This is a genomic window from Alloyangia pacifica (genome assembly GCF_900116195.1).
GTDB lineage: Bacteria > Pseudomonadota > Alphaproteobacteria > Rhodobacterales > Rhodobacteraceae > Salipiger > Salipiger pacificus.
This window is the reverse complement of sequence record NZ_FOZW01000003.1, coordinates 22,875-41,525: the sequence shown is the minus strand read 5'-3', so window position 1 is coordinate 41,525 and position 18,651 is coordinate 22,875. Positions and strand designations below refer to the sequence as shown.

Here is an 18,651-nt window from a genome sequence, read left to right as displayed (position 1 = left end):
TGGATCAGGCCGGATCTTGTGGTTGCATGCTGGACCAATGGGCGCCCATGGCGACGATGCAGGAGGTCCCGGAGGCATAGGCGATGACCATGGTCCAGTTGTCGCGCGGGTCGAGCCAGAGCTCGAGCACCTCGTCGGGGCTGCGCAGGCCGGTGGAGGCAAGTGTCGCCCCCTGCTGCCGTTTCAGCCGCTGGGTCATGCGCGGCGAGGGCTCGCAGATCACCTCGGCGATCGGGGATTGCGCCATCGCAGGTCCAGAGCCGACACCCCCGCCGAGAGCCGAGAGGAGGCCCGCAAGCAAAGCCGGAATGGGAATCGGAACGCTGCGCCACATGCATCAGAGTGTAACGCTTTCATGACGAAATCCCTAACGCCGTGGATCGGCGGTGCATCTGCAGGCCCAGACATAACAAAAGCCCGGCCTCGCGAGGAGGCCGGGCCGGTGTTGCTGGGCGGTGCCCTGCAATCGCCTGGATCAGAAGCGGTAGTTCAGCGAGACGTTGAACTGGGTGTTCTTCAGGTCCATGTCGTCGGCGTCGTCGAAATCGGTGAACTCGTTGTAGATCACCTCGGTGCCGACGGTCCAGTTGTCGGTCAGGAAGGTCTCGGTGCCGACGCCTGCGAAGTAGCCGTTGGAGTCGCCGGCGTCATCGGTGAAGGCCTTGGCGTAGCCGCCGGTGCCGTAGACCATGGTGTCACCCATGTCGTAGCCGAGACGTGCGCCAGCGCGCATGATGGCATCCATGTCACCTGCGTCGCCGAGGTCTGCGTCGGTCCAGTCGTACTGGAGACCACCGCCGAGAACCCAATCGCCGAAGTCATAGTCGTAGTACGACTTCAGGCCGTAGGTCATCGCCTCTTCATAGTCGTCCGGGGTGCCGTCGGTGTCGAACGAGCCGTAGCCCAGCTGAACGCCGCCGGAGAAGCCGGTCCAGTCGCGGCCGGTGGCGACGGGGACGGGAACCGGGGTCACGACGGGCTCGACCACGGTCGGCTCGAGGCTGCCGGCGAAGGCGGGGAGGGCCACGGAACCTGCAAGCAGGGCGGGGAGGGCGATACGAGCGAATTTCATAGGGTCTGCTCCATATTCTTCGTGTTTCGTCATGTGTTGTCCATGCTCGCTTCGGAGCGTGTGACTGAGGATACAACCAAACTTTCGTCCGGAACGATCCACACATAGTGGTCACATGAACGTGCTGTGGCGGAACCACCACGAAAATCGACCGCTCGGAGGGGGCTCGGCCAAATGCAGCCTGAGCGTGCGCTGAAACCGGCAGAAACTGGCTCATGATTGCAGAGGGTTGGAACCTTTTTCGATCACGTTACGCTACGGAAATGTCAGACTTCACACGGCCGCGTGAATGGGTTGGGGCGTTTGCAGGTGGCGGGATACCTTGCGTGCGCGACTCACGGACATGCTAGGCGCGGGTTCCACGCGCGCCGCCAGGAACCAGGATCCTTCGCCAAGCTGGGTGCGCGCCGATACCACGCCCAGATGGTAAGACCGGAAGGAGCCACCCATGCGCCGCAATCCGGCTGAGATGACGAGGGTCGCGTGGATCAGCGTTCAACAGGCGGTGGACGCAATGGAGAGGGTCGCGCGACCTCATGCGCTCGGAACTGGTCGAGGAGCAGGCTCGCAAAGAGCGCACCCGCTGGGGTGAAGCGCAGAACGATATCGTACGGGCCGAAATGGCGCCGGACCCGACGCGACATTTGAATGGGCGAGGGCGTGTGAAAAATTCGAAACCACAGTGGTTTGGGTCCCGCCCATAGAAAGAATTCTTCTTTGATTTGCCGAGAATCTAGCGCGGATTTCTGCTTGGGTGGGAGGTTGGGGAAGATTTTGTGGATTTGCTCTAATCTCTGTGGCTCAATAAATGGGGCGGGACATATCATTTGGTGGAGATGAAATTGAAAGCCTTGACTATCATACTTGTCGTCTATTTGCTTGCAGGGAGTTTGAGTGCGCAGCAATCTTGTGACGCTCTGGCGCCGACCCCGAGTCAGGATGTATCCGAATCTTTTAAGGGTGAAATTGAGGGGGAGTTGAAGGGGGTGATAGGGAAGATCGCTGGTGGCGCGCTCGATATAGATGGCGAGTATTCAATAATTGAAAGCGATACTTTGTATAAGTATGGTGATAGTCATAGAGTATATGTTTGGCAGAGAATAATTTACCTCGCCTGCGTAAGTCCGGACATCGATATTGATCTTAACAAACTCTTTGAGCTCTATCTGATTGGTCCGACTTCCACAGAGGATGGTGCTGCTCTGAAGGATAGGATGCTGCGCGGTCTGATTGTTTCAGACGATCTGCCCGTGCCGGGTGATAGCTATTCAAACGAATGGTTGGGGGAGAAGGAGTTCATCAGTATCCCCGAAAAAGTGTTCTTTGGGAGTGAGATTCTGCAGGGAAGTTTTGAACGCTACCGGCGGCTTAGATTTGATGCTTTCGAAGAGTCCAATGGGTATGTAGATGAATCTGGCGTTATGGTCGCCGTTTCAAAGACATATTATTGCAGGACCCCTACTAAGCCACCAGTTTGCGAGTTTCACTATAATCGCTGGAGAAGTTCACTCAGCGATATGCTCGGAGTTGGAGTTGGAAGCGATTCGAATATGAGGTTCCCAGTTTCTGGAGGTGAAGGGCGGCAAGGATCTGTGCCAGCTCACGTGTCCGCGGTGCTGTTTTTCGGGAGTCCTTGGCGGGCAAGGCTTCAATTTGCCAGAAGCGAAGCAGATCCGCGAATTTCGGCATGGGTTACCTTATTGATAACTCGAGAAATATGAAAAAAGTTACATATGTTTTCGTGCCGCGAGTATTGTCTTTCCCTGAGGTCATCAAGGACGTGGCGATGCATTCCGCACCAATTCCCGCACCACACATTCCGGCCCCTCGCCGCCCAGCTCCTTCCGCCCCAATTCTCGCCATTCTGCCTCGTCAAAGGCCGGGAAGAAGGCATCCGCGCCGTCGATCTTCAGATCGACCTCGGTGACCAGCAGCCGGTCGGCGCGGGGCAGCAGGCCCTCGTACACCGACGTCCCGCCCATGCCATAGACGCGGAAATAGCCCTCGGCGCGGGCCAATTCCAAAGCCTCCTCGAGCGAACCCACGACGTGCTCGGTCAGCGAGGTGTCTCGCGAGACCACGATATTCAGGCGGTTCTTCAGCGGCTTGACCGGCAGGCTCTCCCAGGTGCGGCGGCCCATGATGAGCGCGCCGCCCGAGGTCTCGCGCTGGAACATCTTCAGATCCTCGGGCTTGAACCAGGGGATGTCATTGTCCCGGCCGATGGCGCCGTTCTTTGCGCGGGCGACGATCAGGGTCAGCATCAGACCGCCACCGGCGCCTTGATCCCGGGCTCGGGCGCATAGTTCTCGATGATGAAATCCTCGAAGCGGAAATCGAAGAGCGAAGGCACGTCGCGGGCCAGCTTCAGTTGCGGCAGCGCGTGGGGCGTGCGCGCGAGTTGCGTTTCCACCTGCTCGAGGTGGTTGAGGTAGATATGCGCGTCGCCGATCGAATGGATGAAATCGCCGGGCTCGTAGCCAGTCACATGCGCGAGCATCACCGTCAGCAGCGCGTAGGAGGCGATGTTGAACGGCACGCCGAGGAACATGTCCGCGGAACGCTGGTAGAGCTGCAGGTGCAGCTTGCCGCCGATGATGCGCACCTGCCAGAGCGTGTGGCAGGGCGGCAGGGCCATCTCGCCGATCTCGCCGGGGTTCCAGGCCGAAACGATGAGCCGGCGGCTGTCGGGGCTGGTCTTGATCATCTCGACCAGCTGGGCGATCTGGTCGACCTCGCCGAGCAGCACGCGGGAGGCACCGTCGTCGCCGATCTCCTTGCGGATGGTGGGAAAGTGCCGCCACTGGTGACCGTAGACCGGGCCGAGATCGCCGTTCTCGTCGGCCCACTCATCCCAGATCGAGACACCGTTGTCCTTGAGATACTTGATGTTGGTGTCGCCGGCGAGGAACCAGAGCAGCTCGTGGATGATCGAGCGCAGGTGCAGCTTCTTGGTGGTGACCAGCGGGAAGCCTTCGGCGAGCGGGTAGCGGCACTGCATCCCGAAATAGGAGATGGTGCCTGTGCCGGTGCGGTCGGTCGAGCGGGTGCCGAGATCGCGCACGGTGCGCAGGGCGTCGAGATACTGGCGCATGGGGCCTCCGGGCTGGTCAAATTGTCCCTCAGGGATAGCGGATCGGCGCGGCGAGGCAAAGCAGGTAACCGCGTCTGTAGGGCAGTTTTTGGCAAGATGTTGGGGCTGCTCCGCGAAATGAAGCGAGATGATGTGGCGCGCGGAAAAGATTGATCGAAGGGCCGTTCTTCCCGTAGCCTTCGGGGGTGGCACGCGGACGGGATCCGGGGGCAATTTTTATGAGAACACTTTGTATTTCGATGACATTCTTGCTGCTGTTGACGGCCTGTGGTGGTGGCGGCGACGGCGAGAACCCCTTGCAGGATGACGAGGAGTGCATCCGCGACAACCCGCTGCAGGACTGTGAGGACCCGGATGCCAGCGGCGGCGGGACAACCGCCAGCGGCGTCCCGGAGGAGCTGTCCGGTTCTCTCGCCCGCTTCAGCTTTGCCTCGGACATGCGGAGCGTGACCGTCACCATCAACGGCCTCGATTCCGGCAGTGCCGATGCGGTCTACGCACGTAACGACGCGCTCACCGCAGCTCTGGGGCTGGACGAGTACATCGCCTATTCGCTGCAGGAAGATCCGCTCGACCGGTTCTTCATGGCGTTGGGGGCAACCAGTTCCGACGGCAGCGTCGCGGCGGCGGCGGTGGGCTCTGGTGGCCAGTTCGGCGCGCAGTATCAGGGCGGCACCTATGCCCGCGACGGCGGTTACGATCCGCCCGGCGTGGGCGAGGATCAGCTCGTCACCTACGTCGGCGACTACGCCGCGATCACCAACCTCAGCACGCGGGACGGGACAGAGCTCAAGGACCCGGGGACGCTGCCGCCGGGGTATGACGAGCTCGACCTGCCGGGGCAGCCGGCGATGATCCGGGGGGCGATCTTTCTCAACGTGAGCTTCGTCGACAACGAGGTGAACGGGCAGATCTTCAACCGCGATGTCATCGACCCCCGGAACACAAGCACGACGCAGCGGGTGAACGACGTGATGCTGCAGCTGGCGCAGATCGACTCCGGCGGAGAATTCCTCGGCAGCGCGGTCAACGCCTCGGGGGATTCCCCGTCCATCAGCGGCTCTTACGGCGGGATCTTCGGCGGCAGCGATGCCGCCTATGTCGCGGGCCTGACCAACCTCGAGTGGGACGCGACCGGGGTGCTGGGGGCCTCGGGGGGGACGGCGGAAGAGGTCGGCATGTTCGTTCTCACGCAATGTGGCAAGCCCGGTGCCGTCGCAGCGCTCTGCCCGTAGCGCAGGGGGCGGGGTCACCGGCATGACTCGGGGGCTGTGCCTTTGGCTGGCCTTGGCGCTTGCCGCACCGTCGCTGCGCGCTGAGCCTGAGAGTTCGACTGCAGCGGTTTCCGCCGAGGCGGCCTCGGCACTCGCGGGGATGACGCTCGGCACGACGCAGCTGCGCATCGCGGCGCTGCAGGCGGTGCAGGCCGGGCAGTTCGGCTTGGCCATCGAGCTGGGCGGGCTGCTGCTGAGGGCCGATCCGACCGATCCCTATGGCCATTTCGTCATCGCCCAGGCAGAGCTGCGGGGCGGCAATGCGGCCAGCGCCCGCAGGGCAGCGCGGCAGGCGCTGCGCTATGCCCGCAGCGATGTGCAGCGGCACGAGGCGGCGCGGGTGATGGCGGCGGCCTATGCGCTCGACGAGCGCTATTTCCTGTCGCAGATCTGGATGCGCCGGGCGCTGATCGACGCCCCCGACGGCGCTTTCGAAGAGCGCGCAGGGCGCGAGTACAGGGCGATGCGCGGGATGGCCCGCTTCGGCCTGTCGCTGGAGCTGACCGTCGCGCCCTCGTCGAACGTCAACGGCGGTGCCTCCGAGGAGATCAGCACGGTGGACGGGCTGCCGCTGGTCGGCATCCTTTCGCCCTCGGCGCAGGCGCTTTCTGGGACAGAGGCGCGCGGCGCGATCTCGCTGGGATATGCGCTGCACCGGGGGCCGACGTCGGAGACGGCCCTGCGCGGCTACGCCACCGCCCGCCGGGTCTGGCTCAGCCCCGAGGCGCAGGACAAGGCCCCCGGGGTGGAGAACTCGGATCTCGCCTCCTCCTCGCTCGAGGTCGGGATCCAGCACCGGCGCAGTCTGGGCGAGGCCGGACCTGTCATCTCGGCCAGCGCCACGATTGGCCGGTCCTGGTACGGCGGACCGCGGGCCTACGATTACACCCGCACGGCGCTTGGTCTCGTGCAGCCGCTGGGCACCAGCACCGCGCTCAGCGGCGGGGTGTCCTGGCAGCACCAGCGCGATGCGGACAGCGCCTTCAACGACGTCGAAACGGTCGGCTATCAACTGGGCGTGATCCACGACCTTGGCGCGCCGGGCACGGTGTCGGCGTTCCTGATCGGCGGCGCGGCGGAGTCGGACAATGGCCAGATCACCCGCGACACTCGTGGGCTGCGCCTCGGATATGCGCCGGCGGACCCCGTGGGGCCGGTGCGGCTGGCCTTCGAGCTGTCGGCCTTCGAACACCGGTTTCCCGACTATCGTGTGCTTTTTCCAGTGCCCGGCGGACGCGAGGACCGGGTCCGGCGCGCCGGGGTCGAGGTAGTCTTCGAGCGGCTCGACTACGCCGGCTTCGTGCCGGTGCTCGACCTCAGCGCCGAGCGTTCCGAGAGCAACGTGAGCCGCTTCGAGACGGAAACCCTCGCCGTCAGTCTCGGCTTCAAATCGCGCTTCTGAATGTGAAGTCTCGACAAGTGGGCGGGGCCTGCTAGCCTAGTGTCCAAAGACTCCAAGACTACGAGGAAAGGGCAAGAAATGCCGATCCGCTACCTGCACACCATGGTCCGCGTGAAGGACCTGGATGCCTCGATCGCCTTTTACGAACTTCTGGGGCTGAAGGAACGTCGCCGGACCGAGAGCGAGAAGGGCCGGTTCACCCTCGTCTTCCTCTGCCCGCCCGAGCAGGACGACGGCACCGCCGATGTCGAGCTGACCTACAACTGGGACGGTGACGATGGGCTGCCCTCGGATTCGCGCCACTTCGGCCATCTCGCCTATTCCGTGCCCGATATCTACGAGGCCTGCCAGACACTCATGGATGCAGGCGTGACGATCAATCGCCCGCCGCGTGACGGTCACATGGCTTTTGTCCGTTCGCCGGACAACGTCTCGATTGAGTTGCTGCAGCAGGGCGATGCCAAGGAGCCTGCCGAACCCTGGGCAAGCATGCCCAACACCGGCCACTGGTGAGCGGGTGGGCGCGCGTCTCGCCGCTGCCCTGAGCGTGGGGCTGGGCCTCTGGTCCGGCTCCGCCGCCTTGGCGCAGGAGACGCCGTGCCGGCTGGCACTCTTGCTGGCGCTTGACGTGTCCTCCTCGGTCGATGACCAGGAGTATCGTCTTCAAAAAGAGGGACTTGCGGGCGCGCTGCGCGACCCCGACGTGCGCCGCGCAATCCTCGATGGCGGCGGGCTGGTTGCGCTCTCTGCCTATGAATGGAGCGGCCGCAACCAGTCGCAACTGGTGCTGGACTGGGTGCTGCTGCAGGACGAGGCGGCGATCGACGCCGCTGTGGTGCGCCTGCTGAGCGCGCCGCGCAGCTACAACCGCTATCCCACCGCCATGGGTTACGCGCTGGGCTTCGGCGCGGGCATTCTCGAGGCGGCACCCGCCTGCGAGCGGCAGGTGATCGACGTGTCGGGCGATGGCATCACCAACGACGGCTTCCGCCCGCAGCAGGCCTATTCGCATTACCCCTTCGAAGGGGTGACGGTGAACGGACTGGCGGTGATGGGCTCGGACCCGCGGGTCGTCGAATATTTCGAGGGCGAGGTGCGGCACGGGCCGGGAGCCTTCGTCGAGATCGCCTCGGGCTACGAGGATTTCCTGCGCGCCATGTCGCGCAAGCTGTTCCGCGAACTGAACGACATGATGGTGGGCGAATTGGTGCCCATCCCGGGGCCGGCCGCGCCCGAGGTCACCGAGCTGCGCTGAGCGCCGCTTGGCGTGTCCCGGGGTCGCGCCTATATCTGCGGCAACTGCCTGCTTTCGGAGAGATGCCATGGGATATGCGAAGACGGCCCTGCTGATGGCCGCGATGACCGCCCTGTTCATGGGGCTCGGCTACCTGATCGGCGGCAGCTCGGGCATGGTGATCGCGCTGATCTTCGCCGGGGGGATGAACGCCTTCACCTGGTGGAATTCCGACAAGATGGTTCTGCGCATGCATGGCGCGCAGCCGCTCTCGCCGGGGGACCGCTTCGGGCTGCACGACATGGTGGCAGAGCTGGCGCGCAATGCCGGGCTGCCGATGCCCAGGGTCTACCTGATGGACAACCCGCAGCCCAATGCCTTTGCCACCGGGCGCAACCCGCAGAATGCCGCCGTGGCAGTGACCTCGGGCCTGATGCGGAGCCTCTCGCGCGAGGAACTTGCCGGGGTGGTGGCGCATGAGCTGGCGCATATCCGCAACCACGACACGGCGATCATGACGGTCACCGCGACCTTCGCGGGGGCAATCTCGATGCTGGCCAATTTTGCCTTCTTCTTCGGTGGCTCGCGCGATGAGAACCGCATGGGGATCGTCGGCACGCTGGCGATGATGTTCCTCGCGCCGATGGCGGCGGGCCTGGTGCAGATGGCGATCAGCCGGACGCGCGAATACGCCGCCGACAAGGCCGGTGCGGAGATCTGCGGCAACCCGCTGTGGCTGGCCTCGGCGCTGGCGCAGATCCAGCGCGGTGCGGCGCGGATCGACAACCTGCGGGCCGAGGCAAACCCGGCCACCGCCCACATGTTCATCATCAACCCGCTGCACATGCACAAGCGTGACAACCTTTTCGCCACTCACCCGGCGACCGAGAACCGCATCGCGGCGCTGCAGAAACTGGCCGCGCAGGGCGGCTATGGCCAGCAGCGCCCCGTGCATCAGCCTCGCAGCGGCGATGACTGGGCCGGCTCGGGCAGCGAGTTCGCCGGGCGCTTCGAGGGGCGCGAGGTGATCGAGGATGATCCGGCCCGTCCCAGCGTTGCGGGCCGTCCGCGCCCCGTGCGCCGCAAGCGCCGTGAAGAGGGGCGTGACGAGGGCGAGGGGCCGTGGAGCTGAGCCCTGTGTGGGGATGAAGTTTAGTAGATGTAGCGGATCTGGTCGGTCCAGAAGCGTTCGAGACGGCGCAGCCCGCTGTTGACGTCCTCGAGACCCTGAAGGTCGACGATCTGCCGGGCCTCCAGCCCCTCGGAGTGGCGGTGGAACAGCTCGTCCACCAGAGTACGGATATTGCGGCCCTTCTCGGTCAGGCGCACGCGCACCGAGCGGCGGTCAATCTCGCACCTCTGGTGGTGCATGTAGCCCATGTCGACCAGCTTCTTGAGATTGTAGCTGACGTTCGAGCCCTGGTAGTAGCCGCGCGATTTCAGCTCGCCGGCCGTCACCTCGTTGTCGCCGATGTTGAACAGCAGCAGCGCCTGCACGGCGTTGATCTCGAGGATGTTGACGCGTTCGAACTCGTCCTTGATCACGTCGAGCAGCAATCGGTGCAGCCGTTCGAGCAACGACAGGGTTTCGAGATAGCCCGCCACGTAACCGGTGACAGGTTTCCTTCCAAGGGGGGCGTGGATGCTCATGACTGTCTCCGCCAGAACCGAATGACCGAAGGTTCTGGCGGGAAAAGACCAAGAATAGGTTAAATCTAGGCAGATGTGCCGAAAAGCGCGGAGACCGCGCGCGCCGAAAATGCGCAAGTCCCCCGCGGGCCGGATCAGCCGTTCGCGGCGACCTTTGCGATCTCGGCGATCAGCGGGCGCAATTCCTCGGGCGCGGGGCGCTGGCCGGAGATCCACTGGTAGAGATCGGGGTCATATTCGTCGAGCAGCGCCTCGTAGGCGTCGAGCTCGGTCGCGGTCATCGTGTCGAGGCGCGCGTCGGTGTAGCGCACGAGGATGATGTCCATCTCCTTGGTGCCGCGGCGCATGGAGCGCATGCGGAGCCGCTTGAGACGGTTCTCGCGGGTCTCGCCGGTGATCTCACCCGTGGTTTCAGCGGTCATCTCTCAGGCCCCTTCCTTGAGCATCTTGCGCAACTTCTTCTCGAGGCGGCCGAGACGCTCGCCTGCTGCGCGCATTTCGCCGCGCAGGGCGCGAAGTTCAAGCAGCGTTTCGTCGAAGTCCGGGGAAAGCTGTGGCGCGTCTTCATCCGGGGCCGACAACCCGTCGCCCTCGCCGGTGATCAGCCAGACCATCGGCACGTTGAGCAGCCCGGCCAGCATCTGCAGCCGGTTGGCGCGCGGCTCGGACAGGTCATTCTCCCAGCCCTGGAGCGTTTTCAGCCGCACGCCCAGCCGTTTGGCCAGCGCCTCCTGGTCCATGCCCGCAGTCTCGCGCGAGGCGGCCAGACGGTCGCCAAAGGTTGCCGCATCCGGGCCGTACCAGTCGTTGTCGTCCATCGTGACTCTCCTTTCGCGGCTTTCGTGCCACCGGGTCCGGCGACGCGGGGGAAGCCGCTTGAACGGTGTCGGGGCGCAGCCTATGACATGAGGCGCAGCAATACAAACGGTGCCCCAATGCCCTTTCTCTCCGAGACCCTCTCCCGCGTGAAACCCTCGCCGACCGTGGCGGTGACCCAGCTTGCCAACGAGCTGAAGGCGGCCGGGAAGGACGTGATCGGCCTTGGTGCCGGCGAGCCGGATTTCGACACGCCCGATCACATCAAGGCCGCGGCCAAGGCCGCCATCGACGCGGGCAAGACCAAGTACACCGCCCCCGATGGCATCATCGAGCTGAAGCAGGCGATCTGCGCCAAGTTCGAGCGCGAGAACGGGCTGAGCTACAAGCCGTCGCAGATCTCGGTCTCGACCGGCGGCAAGCAGGTGCTGTTCAACGCCTTCATGGCGACGCTGAACCCGGGCGACGAGGTGGTCATCCCCGCGCCCTACTGGGTGAGCTACCCGGACATGGTGAAGCTGGGGCAGGGCGAGCCGGTGATCATCGAGGGCGCGCCCGAGATGGGCTACAAGATCACGCCCGAGCAGCTCGAGGCGGCGATCACCCCGAAGACCAAGTGGTTCCTGTTCAACTCGCCGTCGAACCCCACCGGCGCGGGCTACTCGCGCGCCGAGCTGAAGGCGCTGACCGACGTGCTGATGAAGCACCCGCACGTCTGGATCATGTCCGACGACATGTACGAGCACCTCGCCTATGACGGCTTCGAGTTCTGCACTCCGGCGGAGGTCGAGCCGGCGCTCTACGAGCGCACGCTGACCTGCAACGGCGTGTCGAAGGCCTACGCGATGACCGGCTGGCGTATCGGTTACGCCGGCGGGCCGGAGCCGCTGATCGCCGCCATGCGCAAGATCCAGTCGCAGAGCACCACCAACCCCTGCTCGATCAGCCAGTGGGCGGCGGTCGAGGCGCTGAACGGGCCGCAGGAGTTCCTCGGCGAGTGGGTCGAGGTGTTCAAGCGCCGCCGCAACCTCGTGGTCGAGGCGCTGAACGCCATCGACGGCATCGAATGCCCGACCCCGGAGGGCGCTTTCTACGTCTACCCGACGATCGGCGGGTTGCTGGGCAAGACCTCGGCGGGCGGCAAGAAGATCGACACCGACGAGGATTTCGCCACGGCGCTGCTGGAAGAGAACGGCGTGGCCGTGGTCTTCGGCGCGGCCTTCGGTTTGTCGCCGGCGTTCCGCATCTCCTACGCCACCTCGGACGCAGCGCTGACCGAGGCCTGCGAGCGCATCGCGGCCTTCTGCAAAGGTCTGAAGTAATGGCCGGGGCGCTGCCGGAGTTCTTCTTCCGCACCCGCGACAACGGGGCCCTCGTGTTCCGTGTGGACGGCGAGAACCGGCAGCGCCGCATCGAGATGACCCAGATCGCCGTGGTCAACCTCGGCAAGCGCGAGGTGCGCCCGCACGGGGCGCATGTCCTCACCCCCGAGGAGACGCAGGCGATCACCGAGTGGATGGAGGCGCGCATCGCGCTTCTGGCGCGGCGCGGTGTCGACGAGATCCACCGGACCGTCGACCAGCTCAACCTCGCCGCGCAATGGGCGCAGTCGAAGGCCAGCGACGAGGAGCTGGACGCGGTGACCGACACGCTGCTGCTGGCCATGCACGACCTGCGCGGCGTGCTGGTGCGGCGGCGGGCCGAGAAATTCCGCCGCGAGGGCTGAGCGCCGGGCGCCGTGGCGCGCGCTCAGATTGCCCCGGACCGCCAGTCGTGGAAGCTTTCGGTGAAGCGCGCCCGGATCCAGTCGTAGACTGCGCGTACCTCCTCGCCGGGCTGGCGGGACATCATCCTCAGCATGTAGCCGCGCGGGCTTTCCTGCTCGTCGGGCAGGGCCGCGACCAAGGCGCCGGTCTCCAGCCGGCTGTCGATCAGCCCGCGCCAGCCGAGCGCCACGCCCAGCCCCTTTTCCGCTGCCTGTATCACATGGTCGTAGCTGTTGAAGCTGAGGCGGTCGCCGCCGCCGCGCGCCCCGGCGCCGGGGTCGAGCTGCGCCAGCCAGCTGGCCCAGGTGAACCATGGTGGCGTGCCTGCGGCGGTGAGCTCGATCAGCGGCAGGGCGCGTAGCTGTGCAGGGTCCAGCAGGTCGGGGTTCTCGGCGTGGAACCCGGGGCTGCAGACCGCCATCACCCGTTCGGCAAAGAGGCAGCATTCGCTCTCGGTCGCGTCGCGCTGCGGCTCCATGCGGATCATCAGATCGACCTCGGGGCCGGGATCGGCCTCGGGTAGCTGCCGGGTCAGCAGCGAGATGCCGAGGTCCGGGAAGGCGGCGCAGAGCGAGGGAAAGACCGGCAGGAAGCGCAGCCCGGCAAAGGCCAGATCGGTCTCGATGACGACCGTGCGGCGACGGACGGGCCGCTGGAAACGGGCAAAGCCGGCGGCGGCCTCGGGCAGATGCGGCACCAGCGCGGCGCGCAGCTCCTGCCCGGCGCGGGTCAGCGTGATGCCGCGCCGCTCGCGTTTCAGCAGCACCCGGCCAAGCGCCTCCTCGAGCGATTTCATCCGCTGGCTCAGTCGCGGCTGTGACAGGCCTGCCAGCTCCGCCGCGCGCGAAAGCTGTCCGCAATCGGCCACCAGCAGGAAGAGACTGAGGTCGGCGCTGTAGCGGGCGAATGTGCCATAAGGATTGTCAATATCAGGCATAAGTCGATTTCGCGGTTCATTTGACCGAAAGTCAACTACTCTTCACGAAACTTATATCACGACACCCAACGCCTTCGCCGTCCGAGCCGCACCCGACCGGGGCGCGCCGCGCGGCGCTGTGCGAGACACGCCCGCCCGCCGGCGGGCGCCAAGACGCGTGGAAAGGACAGCGCAGCGCATGAGCGACAAGAGCCGCCCCAATATCCTGATCTTCATGGTCGACCAGCTGAACGGGACGCTGTTCCCGGACGGGCCTGCAGACTGGCTCCATGCGCCTAACCTCAAGGCGCTGGCGGCGCGCTCCACCCGCTTTCGCAATGCCTACACCGCCTCGCCGCTCTGCGCGCCGGGGCGGGCGAGCTACATGTCGGGCCAGCTGCCCTCGCGCACCGGGGTCTATGACAATGCTGCCGAGTTCGCCTCGTCGATCCCCACCTACGCCCACCACCTGCGCCGCGCGGGCTACCAGACCTGCCTTTCGGGCAAGATGCATTTCGTCGGCCCGGACCAGCTGCACGGCTTCGAGGAACGGCTGACCACCGACATCTACCCGCCCGACTTCGGCTGGACCCCGGACTACCGCAAGCCCGGCGAGCGCATCGACTGGTGGTACCACAACATGGGCTCGGTCACCGGCTCGGGCGTGGCCGAGATCTCCAACCAGATGGAGTATGACGACGAGGTTGCCTACAACGCCACGCGCAAGGTCTACGACCTCGGCCGTGGCCACGACGCGCGCCCGTGGTGCCTGACCGTCAGCTTCACCCACCCGCATGATCCCTACGTGGCGCGGCGCAAGTACTGGGATCTCTACGAGGAGTGCGAGCACCTGCTGCCCGAGGTCGGGCCGATCCCCTACGACGAGCACGACCCGCATTCCAAACGCATCTTCGACGCCAACGACTGGCGCAGCTTCAACCTGACCGAGGATGACGTGCGCCGCTCGCGCCGTGCCTATTTCGCCAATATCTCCTACCTCGACGACAAGATCGGCGAGGTCATGGAGGCGCTGCGCGGCACCCGGCAGGAGGAGAACACCATCATCCTGCTGGTCTCGGACCATGGCGACATGCTGGGAGCGCGTGGCCTTTGGTTCAAGATGTCCTTCTTCGAGGGCTCGGCCCGGGTGCCGCTGATGATCGCCGCGCCGCAGATGCAGCCGGGGCGCGTCGACACGCCGGTCAGCAACATCGACGTCTGCTCGACGCTCTGCGACCTCGCGGGCGTGCCGATGGACGAGATCGCGCCCTGGACCGACGGCGAGAGCCTCGTGCCCTTGGGGCAGGGCGGAGCGCGGGGCACGCCGGTGGCGATGGAATACGCCGCCGAGGCCTCCTACGCGCCGCTGGTCTGCCTGCGACAGGGCCGCTGGAAGTACATCCGCTGCGCGCTAGATCCCGACCAGCTCTACGATCTTCAGGCGGACCCGGATGAACTGACCAACCTCGCGGACGACCCGCAGCACTCGGACACGCTGGAGACCTTCCGCACCGCCGCCGACGCCCGCTGGGACCTCGCGCGCTTCGACGCCGAGGTGCGCCAGAGCCAGGCGCGGCGCTGGATCGTCTACGAGGCGCTGCGCAACGGCAACTATTACCCCTGGGACTTCCAGCCGCTGCAGAAGGCCTCGGAGCGCTACATGCGCAACCACATGGATCTCAACGTCGTCGAGGAGAACGCACGGTTCCCCCGGGGCGAATGACCCGCGCGACCTCCCCCGCGCGCAAGACACCCGGCCGCCCTTAGGGCGCAGCGGCTGGGATCAACCCAAAGCCCGAACAACAGGGACAGACACGTATGGAAAAAATCAAACCTCCCCTCTCGGACCTGCCGATCAAGACGGCGGACAAGGGCTTCTACAACGGCTTCTCACTCGACGTGACGGTGACTTCCAAGCTCGCGGTGGGCGGGCTGGTGCTCTGGGCCGTCGCCTTCCCCGAGCAGGCCGGCGGCGTGCTCGGCGGGCTGAACACCTTCATCCTCGCCAACTTCGCCAGCTGGTACATCTACGTGATGGCCTTCTTCGTGATCGTCTGCCTGGCGCTGGCGGCCTGGCCGGCGGCGGGCAAGCTCCGGCTCGGCCATGACGACGAACGCCCCGAGTTCGACAACTTCTCTTGGTTTTCCATGATGTTCGGCGCGGGCATTGGGGTCGGCATGCTGACCTGGGCCGTCGCCGAGCCGATCTACCACTTCCGCAACAACCCCGAGGTGATCCAGGGGCTGGCCGACGGCGAGAGCATGAACAACTTCATGAACGCCTACAAGTACAGCTACCTGCACTGGGGCTTCTCGGCTTGGTCCTCCTATGCCATCGCCGGGCTGGCGCTGGGGTATTTCACCTACCGCCGCGGCCTGCCGCTGACCATCCGCTCGTCGCTGACGCCGCTTTTCGGCAAGGCGCTCTCCGGCCCGCTCGGACACCTCGTCGACATCGTGGCGGTGATCGCCACCATCCTCGGCGTGGCGCAGACGCTGGGCTTCGGCGTCGAACAGTTCGTCGCGGGCATGAGCAAGATTGGCATCGGTGACTGGCTGGTGACCGAAGAGGGCAACGCCTCCTCCGCCGGCATCGTCGTCGCGCTGGTGGTTATCATGGGCGCCTCGACGCTCTCGGCGCTCTCGGGCGTGGGCAAAGGCATCAAGTGGCTGTCCAACATCAACATGGCTCTGTCGATCTTCCTGCTCGCCTTCCTGATGATCTTCGGCTCCACCTGGTTCGGCATGCAGGCGCTGTTCATGGGGATGATCGACTACATCATCGCGCTGCCCAAGATGCTGTTCACCGTCTACCGCCCCGACGGCTCCGAGACCGGCGACGCGCTCTCGGGCTGGCAGGGTGCCTGGACGGTGTTCTACTGGGCCTGGTGGGTTGCCTTTGCGCCCTTCGTCGGCCTGTTCCTCGCACGCATCTCGCGGGGCCGGACCATCCGCGAGTTCGTGCTGGGCGCGATGATCGTGCCGTCGATCATGTGCTTCGTCTGGTTCTCCTTCGCCGGTGGCACCGCCATCGACATGGAACTCTCGGGAATCGCGAACGGCGAGATCTTCGCCTCCACCGATGGCGCCAAGATCTTCACCATGACCGGCATCATGCTGGGCGATGTGCTGGGCTGGTGCATGGCGGTGATCATCGTGATCCTGCTGATGACCTATCTCGTCACCTCGGCCGACTCGGCGGTGCTGATCGTCAACACGATCAACGCGGCGGGCGACGAGGGCCCGAAAGCCCGCCCGCACATCATCTTCTGGGGCGTGACGCTGGGCGTCGTGGTCGGGGCGCTGCTGCTGGTCGGCGGGCTGACCGCGATCCAGACAGCCATGGTGATCGGCGCGCTGCCCTTCTCGGTGGTGATGCTGCTGATGTGCTTCGGTCTGTTCAAGGCGATCTACCGCGACGGCCTGCGGGCGCGGCACGGCGTGCCTTCGGTGACCGTGGAGATGCCGCCGGCCGAGTGAGGGCGACGCGGTTCGGGGGCCCGGCTGGTGCAGAGATGCACCGGCCGGTGCCGTTTCTACCAGCCCGCCTGCAGGGACAATGCGGGGACGGTCCCCGAGATTATTTCCGGCTGGGCCGCATCGGGCGGTAAATGCGGCATAAATTTGACAAGTCCCTGCCACCTGCTAGCTTTCCTCACGGTCCCCGGTGGACTGCTATGCGAGGGATAGGATGCGAGTTTTCGATGTTTGCGCCGCGGTTGCGGCAGTTGCGATGACCACCGGCGCGGCATTGGCCGGCAGTCAGGGCTATCCGGGCGACATGTACATGCCGGGCTCGGCGGGCTTCGTGGCGGGGGGCACCGGTGGCCAGCCCTTGGTACAGGCCTATCCCGGCGGCAACATGTGCACCAACGGTCGGCAGCCGGTGATCGTCGGCGGCGAGATCAGCTGCGGCGTGCCCACGGGCGGCACCTACTACAACCCACCCAATCGCGTCTCGCGCGGCACCATGGCGCCGCTGCCCCGGGCCTATGCGCCGGCGGGTGAGAAAGGCGTCGCCAACCCGTAAGCGCCAAGGTCATACGGACTTGGCTTTTTCCGGCGAGCCGCGTATACGCGCGGCTTGAACCAATTCCGGGAAACATCGCCATGCAGGGCAGTGCCAATCTCAACATCATGATCAAGGCCGCGCGCAAGGCGGGCCGGTCGCTGGTCAAGGACTTCCGCGAGGTCGAAAACCTTCAGGTTTCGATGAAGGGCGCCGGCGACTTCGTGTCGCGCGCCGACATCGCCGCCGAGAAGATCCTCAAGGACGAGCTCCTTGGCGCGCGTCCGACCTACGGCTGGCTCGGTGAAGAGGGCGGCGGCCAGGACGGCGAGGATCCGACCCGTCGCTGGATCGTCGATCCGCTGGATGGCACCACCAACTTCCTGCACGGCCTGCCGCATTGGGCGATCTCCATCGCGCTCGAGCACAAGGGCAAGATCGTCGCCGGCGTGGTCTTCGACCCCGCCAAGGACGAGATGTTCTACGCCGAGAAGGGCGCCGGCGCCTGGCTCAACGACTCGCGCCGCCTGCGCGTCTCGGGCCGTCACCGGATGATCGAGGCGATCTTCGCCACCGGCGTGCCCTTCGCCGCCAAGAAGACCCTGCCGGCGACCCTCAAGGATCTCGCCCGCCTGATGCCCGAATGCGCCGGCGTGCGGCGCTGGGGCTCGGCGGCGCTCGACCTGGCCTACGTGGCCGCGGGCCGCTACGACGGCTACTGGGAGCGCGAGCTGAACATCTGGGACATCGCCGCGGGCGGGCTCATCGCCTCCGAGGCCGGTGCGCTGGTCGAAGGCATCCGCGAGGACCAGGACCCCTACGAGACCGGCTCGATCCTCTGCGCAAGCAACAACATCTTCGATCCCTTCGCCAAGACCATCCGCGAACTCTGAGCGCGGCAAGGATCGCAGACAGTCGAAAGCCCGGGTGCCCCTGCGCACGCCGGGCTTTTTCTGTTGCGCGAGGCCGGTGGGGCGCTGCACCGCGCCCGCTTTCACGGCAATGACGGCGCTCGGAGCGGCGCTGAGGGCATGTGCAAATGCAGCGGCACGCTTCTTCCAGTGAAGATCGCTGGTGACCCTTCCCATGGCCCGGGAGAGCCCGGATTGGCGTCCTGGTTCACCCGTGCACGCGGCTCGGGGGCTGCAACTTTGTATAGTTCCGCCGAAGGCTTCAGCTCGCTGTGCGCGTGACCCAGACAGGCTCGATGCCTGCCTGCTCGAAGCGCAGCGGCGCTGGTGGGATCACGAGAGAAACGGCACTGCTTTTCGCAGACAGGCGCTGCGCCAAGAAAGCAGCCCGCGGGACAAGGTGTCGACAGCCGCTGCGGTCCTGGTCGGCCGGCCAGTGATTGTCGTGGGCTGGGAGCGGTGGGCGCAAGCGAACGTCGATCCGCGGGTGATCCGAGGGCCCGCGAA

The 18,651-nt window shown here is 65.4% G+C and carries 20 protein-coding genes; 12 read left to right on the top strand and 8 right to left on the bottom strand.

Annotation, left to right across the window (positions count from 1 at the left end; all coding sequences use genetic code 11):
- Positions 1 to 4 precede the first annotated feature (4 nt).
- Both BM397_RS07525 and BM397_RS07520 read right to left on the bottom strand, forming a co-directional pair.
- A complete protein-coding gene (locus tag BM397_RS07525) occupies positions 5 to 247 on the bottom strand; it encodes a hypothetical protein (RefSeq protein ID WP_092422562.1) in 243 nt (80 codons plus the stop codon).
- 228 nt (positions 248 to 475) lie between these two features.
- Positions 476 to 1,072 carry an outer membrane protein gene (locus BM397_RS07520; protein WP_092422559.1) on the bottom strand — a complete coding sequence of 199 codons (597 nt, stop codon included), beginning with the start codon at positions 1,070 to 1,072 and terminating at the stop codon, positions 476 to 478.
- A gap of 827 nt (positions 1,073 to 1,899) precedes the next feature.
- On the opposite strand from BM397_RS07520, the gene BM397_RS28940 reads away from it, so the two are divergent.
- Positions 1,900 to 2,793: a hypothetical protein gene (locus BM397_RS28940; RefSeq protein ID WP_143187057.1), complete on the top strand. Its 894-nt coding sequence runs from the start codon at positions 1,900 to 1,902 to the stop codon at positions 2,791 to 2,793.
- A 51-nt stretch (positions 2,794 to 2,844) separates the two neighbouring features.
- On the opposite strand, the gene BM397_RS07515 is transcribed toward BM397_RS28940, so the two are convergent.
- Positions 2,845 to 3,336 carry a dihydrofolate reductase gene (locus BM397_RS07515; protein WP_092422556.1) on the bottom strand — a complete coding sequence of 164 codons (492 nt, stop codon included), beginning with the start codon at positions 3,334 to 3,336 and terminating at the stop codon, positions 2,845 to 2,847.
- Entirely contained in the window at positions 3,336 to 4,166 is an 831-nt protein-coding gene (locus BM397_RS07510; RefSeq protein WP_092422553.1) for a thymidylate synthase, read from the bottom strand. Before BM397_RS07510 ends, BM397_RS07515 begins: the two co-directional genes overlap by 1 nt.
- A 239-nt stretch (positions 4,167 to 4,405) precedes the next feature.
- On the opposite strand from BM397_RS07510, the gene BM397_RS07505 reads away from it, so the two are divergent.
- The 5 genes from BM397_RS07505 (at position 4,406) to htpX (ending at position 9,208) form a co-directional block, all read left to right on the top strand.
- Positions 4,406 to 5,401: a hypothetical protein gene (locus BM397_RS07505; protein WP_092422550.1), complete on the top strand. Its 996-nt coding sequence runs from the start codon at positions 4,406 to 4,408 to the stop codon at positions 5,399 to 5,401.
- A gap of 22 nt (positions 5,402 to 5,423) precedes the next feature.
- Positions 5,424 to 6,842 carry a hypothetical protein gene (locus BM397_RS07500; protein WP_143015351.1) on the top strand — a complete coding sequence of 473 codons (1,419 nt, stop codon included), beginning with the start codon at positions 5,424 to 5,426 and terminating at the stop codon, positions 6,840 to 6,842.
- Positions 6,843 to 6,920: 78 nt separating this feature from the next.
- Positions 6,921 to 7,355: a VOC family protein gene (locus BM397_RS07495; RefSeq protein WP_092422544.1), complete on the top strand. Its 435-nt coding sequence runs from the start codon at positions 6,921 to 6,923 to the stop codon at positions 7,353 to 7,355.
- Positions 7,356 to 7,359: 4 nt separating this feature from the next.
- Positions 7,360 to 8,097, top strand: a complete 738-nt coding sequence (locus BM397_RS07490) for a DUF1194 domain-containing protein (RefSeq protein ID WP_245696017.1) — start codon at positions 7,360 to 7,362, stop codon at positions 8,095 to 8,097.
- Between the two features lie 67 nt (positions 8,098 to 8,164).
- Positions 8,165 to 9,208, top strand: a complete 1,044-nt coding sequence (gene htpX / locus BM397_RS07485) for a zinc metalloprotease HtpX (RefSeq protein ID WP_092422538.1) — start codon at positions 8,165 to 8,167, stop codon at positions 9,206 to 9,208.
- 20 nt (positions 9,209 to 9,228) lie between these two features.
- Here the strand turns inward: htpX and BM397_RS07480 are convergent, their stop codons facing one another.
- The 3 genes from BM397_RS07480 to BM397_RS07470 all read right to left on the bottom strand — a co-directional run bounded on the left by BM397_RS07480 (position 9,229) and on the right by BM397_RS07470 (position 10,544).
- A complete protein-coding gene (locus BM397_RS07480; protein WP_092422535.1) occupies positions 9,229 to 9,726 on the bottom strand; it encodes a MarR family winged helix-turn-helix transcriptional regulator in 498 nt (165 codons plus the stop codon).
- A gap of 134 nt (positions 9,727 to 9,860) precedes the next feature.
- Positions 9,861 to 10,148 (bottom strand): succinate dehydrogenase assembly factor 2, encoded by a 288-nt coding sequence (locus BM397_RS07475; protein WP_092422532.1) that lies wholly within the window; start codon positions 10,146 to 10,148, stop codon positions 9,861 to 9,863.
- Positions 10,149 to 10,151: 3 nt separating this feature from the next.
- Positions 10,152 to 10,544: a helix-turn-helix domain-containing protein gene (locus tag BM397_RS07470; protein ID WP_092422529.1), complete on the bottom strand. Its 393-nt coding sequence runs from the start codon at positions 10,542 to 10,544 to the stop codon at positions 10,152 to 10,154.
- Between the two features lie 117 nt (positions 10,545 to 10,661).
- Here BM397_RS07470 and BM397_RS07465 point away from each other — a divergent pair, with 117 nt between their 5' ends.
- Together BM397_RS07465 and BM397_RS07460 are read left to right on the top strand one after the other, a co-directional pair.
- A complete protein-coding gene (locus BM397_RS07465) occupies positions 10,662 to 11,864 on the top strand; it encodes a pyridoxal phosphate-dependent aminotransferase (RefSeq protein ID WP_092422526.1) in 1,203 nt (400 codons plus the stop codon).
- Positions 11,864 to 12,268: a hypothetical protein gene (locus tag BM397_RS07460; protein ID WP_092422523.1), complete on the top strand. Its 405-nt coding sequence runs from the start codon at positions 11,864 to 11,866 to the stop codon at positions 12,266 to 12,268. The genes BM397_RS07465 and BM397_RS07460 overlap by 1 nt, the downstream gene beginning before the upstream one ends.
- A 23-nt stretch (positions 12,269 to 12,291) precedes the next feature.
- On the opposite strand, the gene BM397_RS07455 is transcribed toward BM397_RS07460, so the two are convergent.
- Positions 12,292 to 13,245 (bottom strand): LysR substrate-binding domain-containing protein, encoded by a 954-nt coding sequence (locus BM397_RS07455; RefSeq protein WP_092422520.1) that lies wholly within the window; start codon positions 13,243 to 13,245, stop codon positions 12,292 to 12,294.
- Between the two features lie 178 nt (positions 13,246 to 13,423).
- On the opposite strand from BM397_RS07455, the gene betC reads away from it, so the two are divergent.
- The 4 genes from betC to BM397_RS07435 all read left to right on the top strand — a co-directional run bounded on the left by betC (position 13,424) and on the right by BM397_RS07435 (position 18,126).
- Positions 13,424 to 14,947, top strand: a complete 1,524-nt coding sequence (gene betC / locus BM397_RS07450) for a choline-sulfatase (protein WP_092422517.1) — start codon at positions 13,424 to 13,426, stop codon at positions 14,945 to 14,947.
- 95 nt (positions 14,948 to 15,042) lie between these two features.
- The gene (locus BM397_RS07445; RefSeq protein ID WP_092422514.1) at positions 15,043 to 16,704 is read left to right on the top strand and encodes a BCCT family transporter; all 1,662 of its coding nucleotides are present in this window, start codon (positions 15,043 to 15,045) and stop codon (positions 16,702 to 16,704) included.
- A 211-nt stretch (positions 16,705 to 16,915) separates the two neighbouring features.
- The gene (locus tag BM397_RS07440; RefSeq protein WP_092422511.1) at positions 16,916 to 17,254 is read left to right on the top strand and encodes a hypothetical protein; all 339 of its coding nucleotides are present in this window, start codon (positions 16,916 to 16,918) and stop codon (positions 17,252 to 17,254) included.
- 80 nt (positions 17,255 to 17,334) lie between these two features.
- A complete protein-coding gene (locus BM397_RS07435) occupies positions 17,335 to 18,126 on the top strand; it encodes an inositol monophosphatase family protein (protein ID WP_092422508.1) in 792 nt (263 codons plus the stop codon).
- The last annotated feature ends 525 nt before the right edge of the window (positions 18,127 to 18,651 follow it).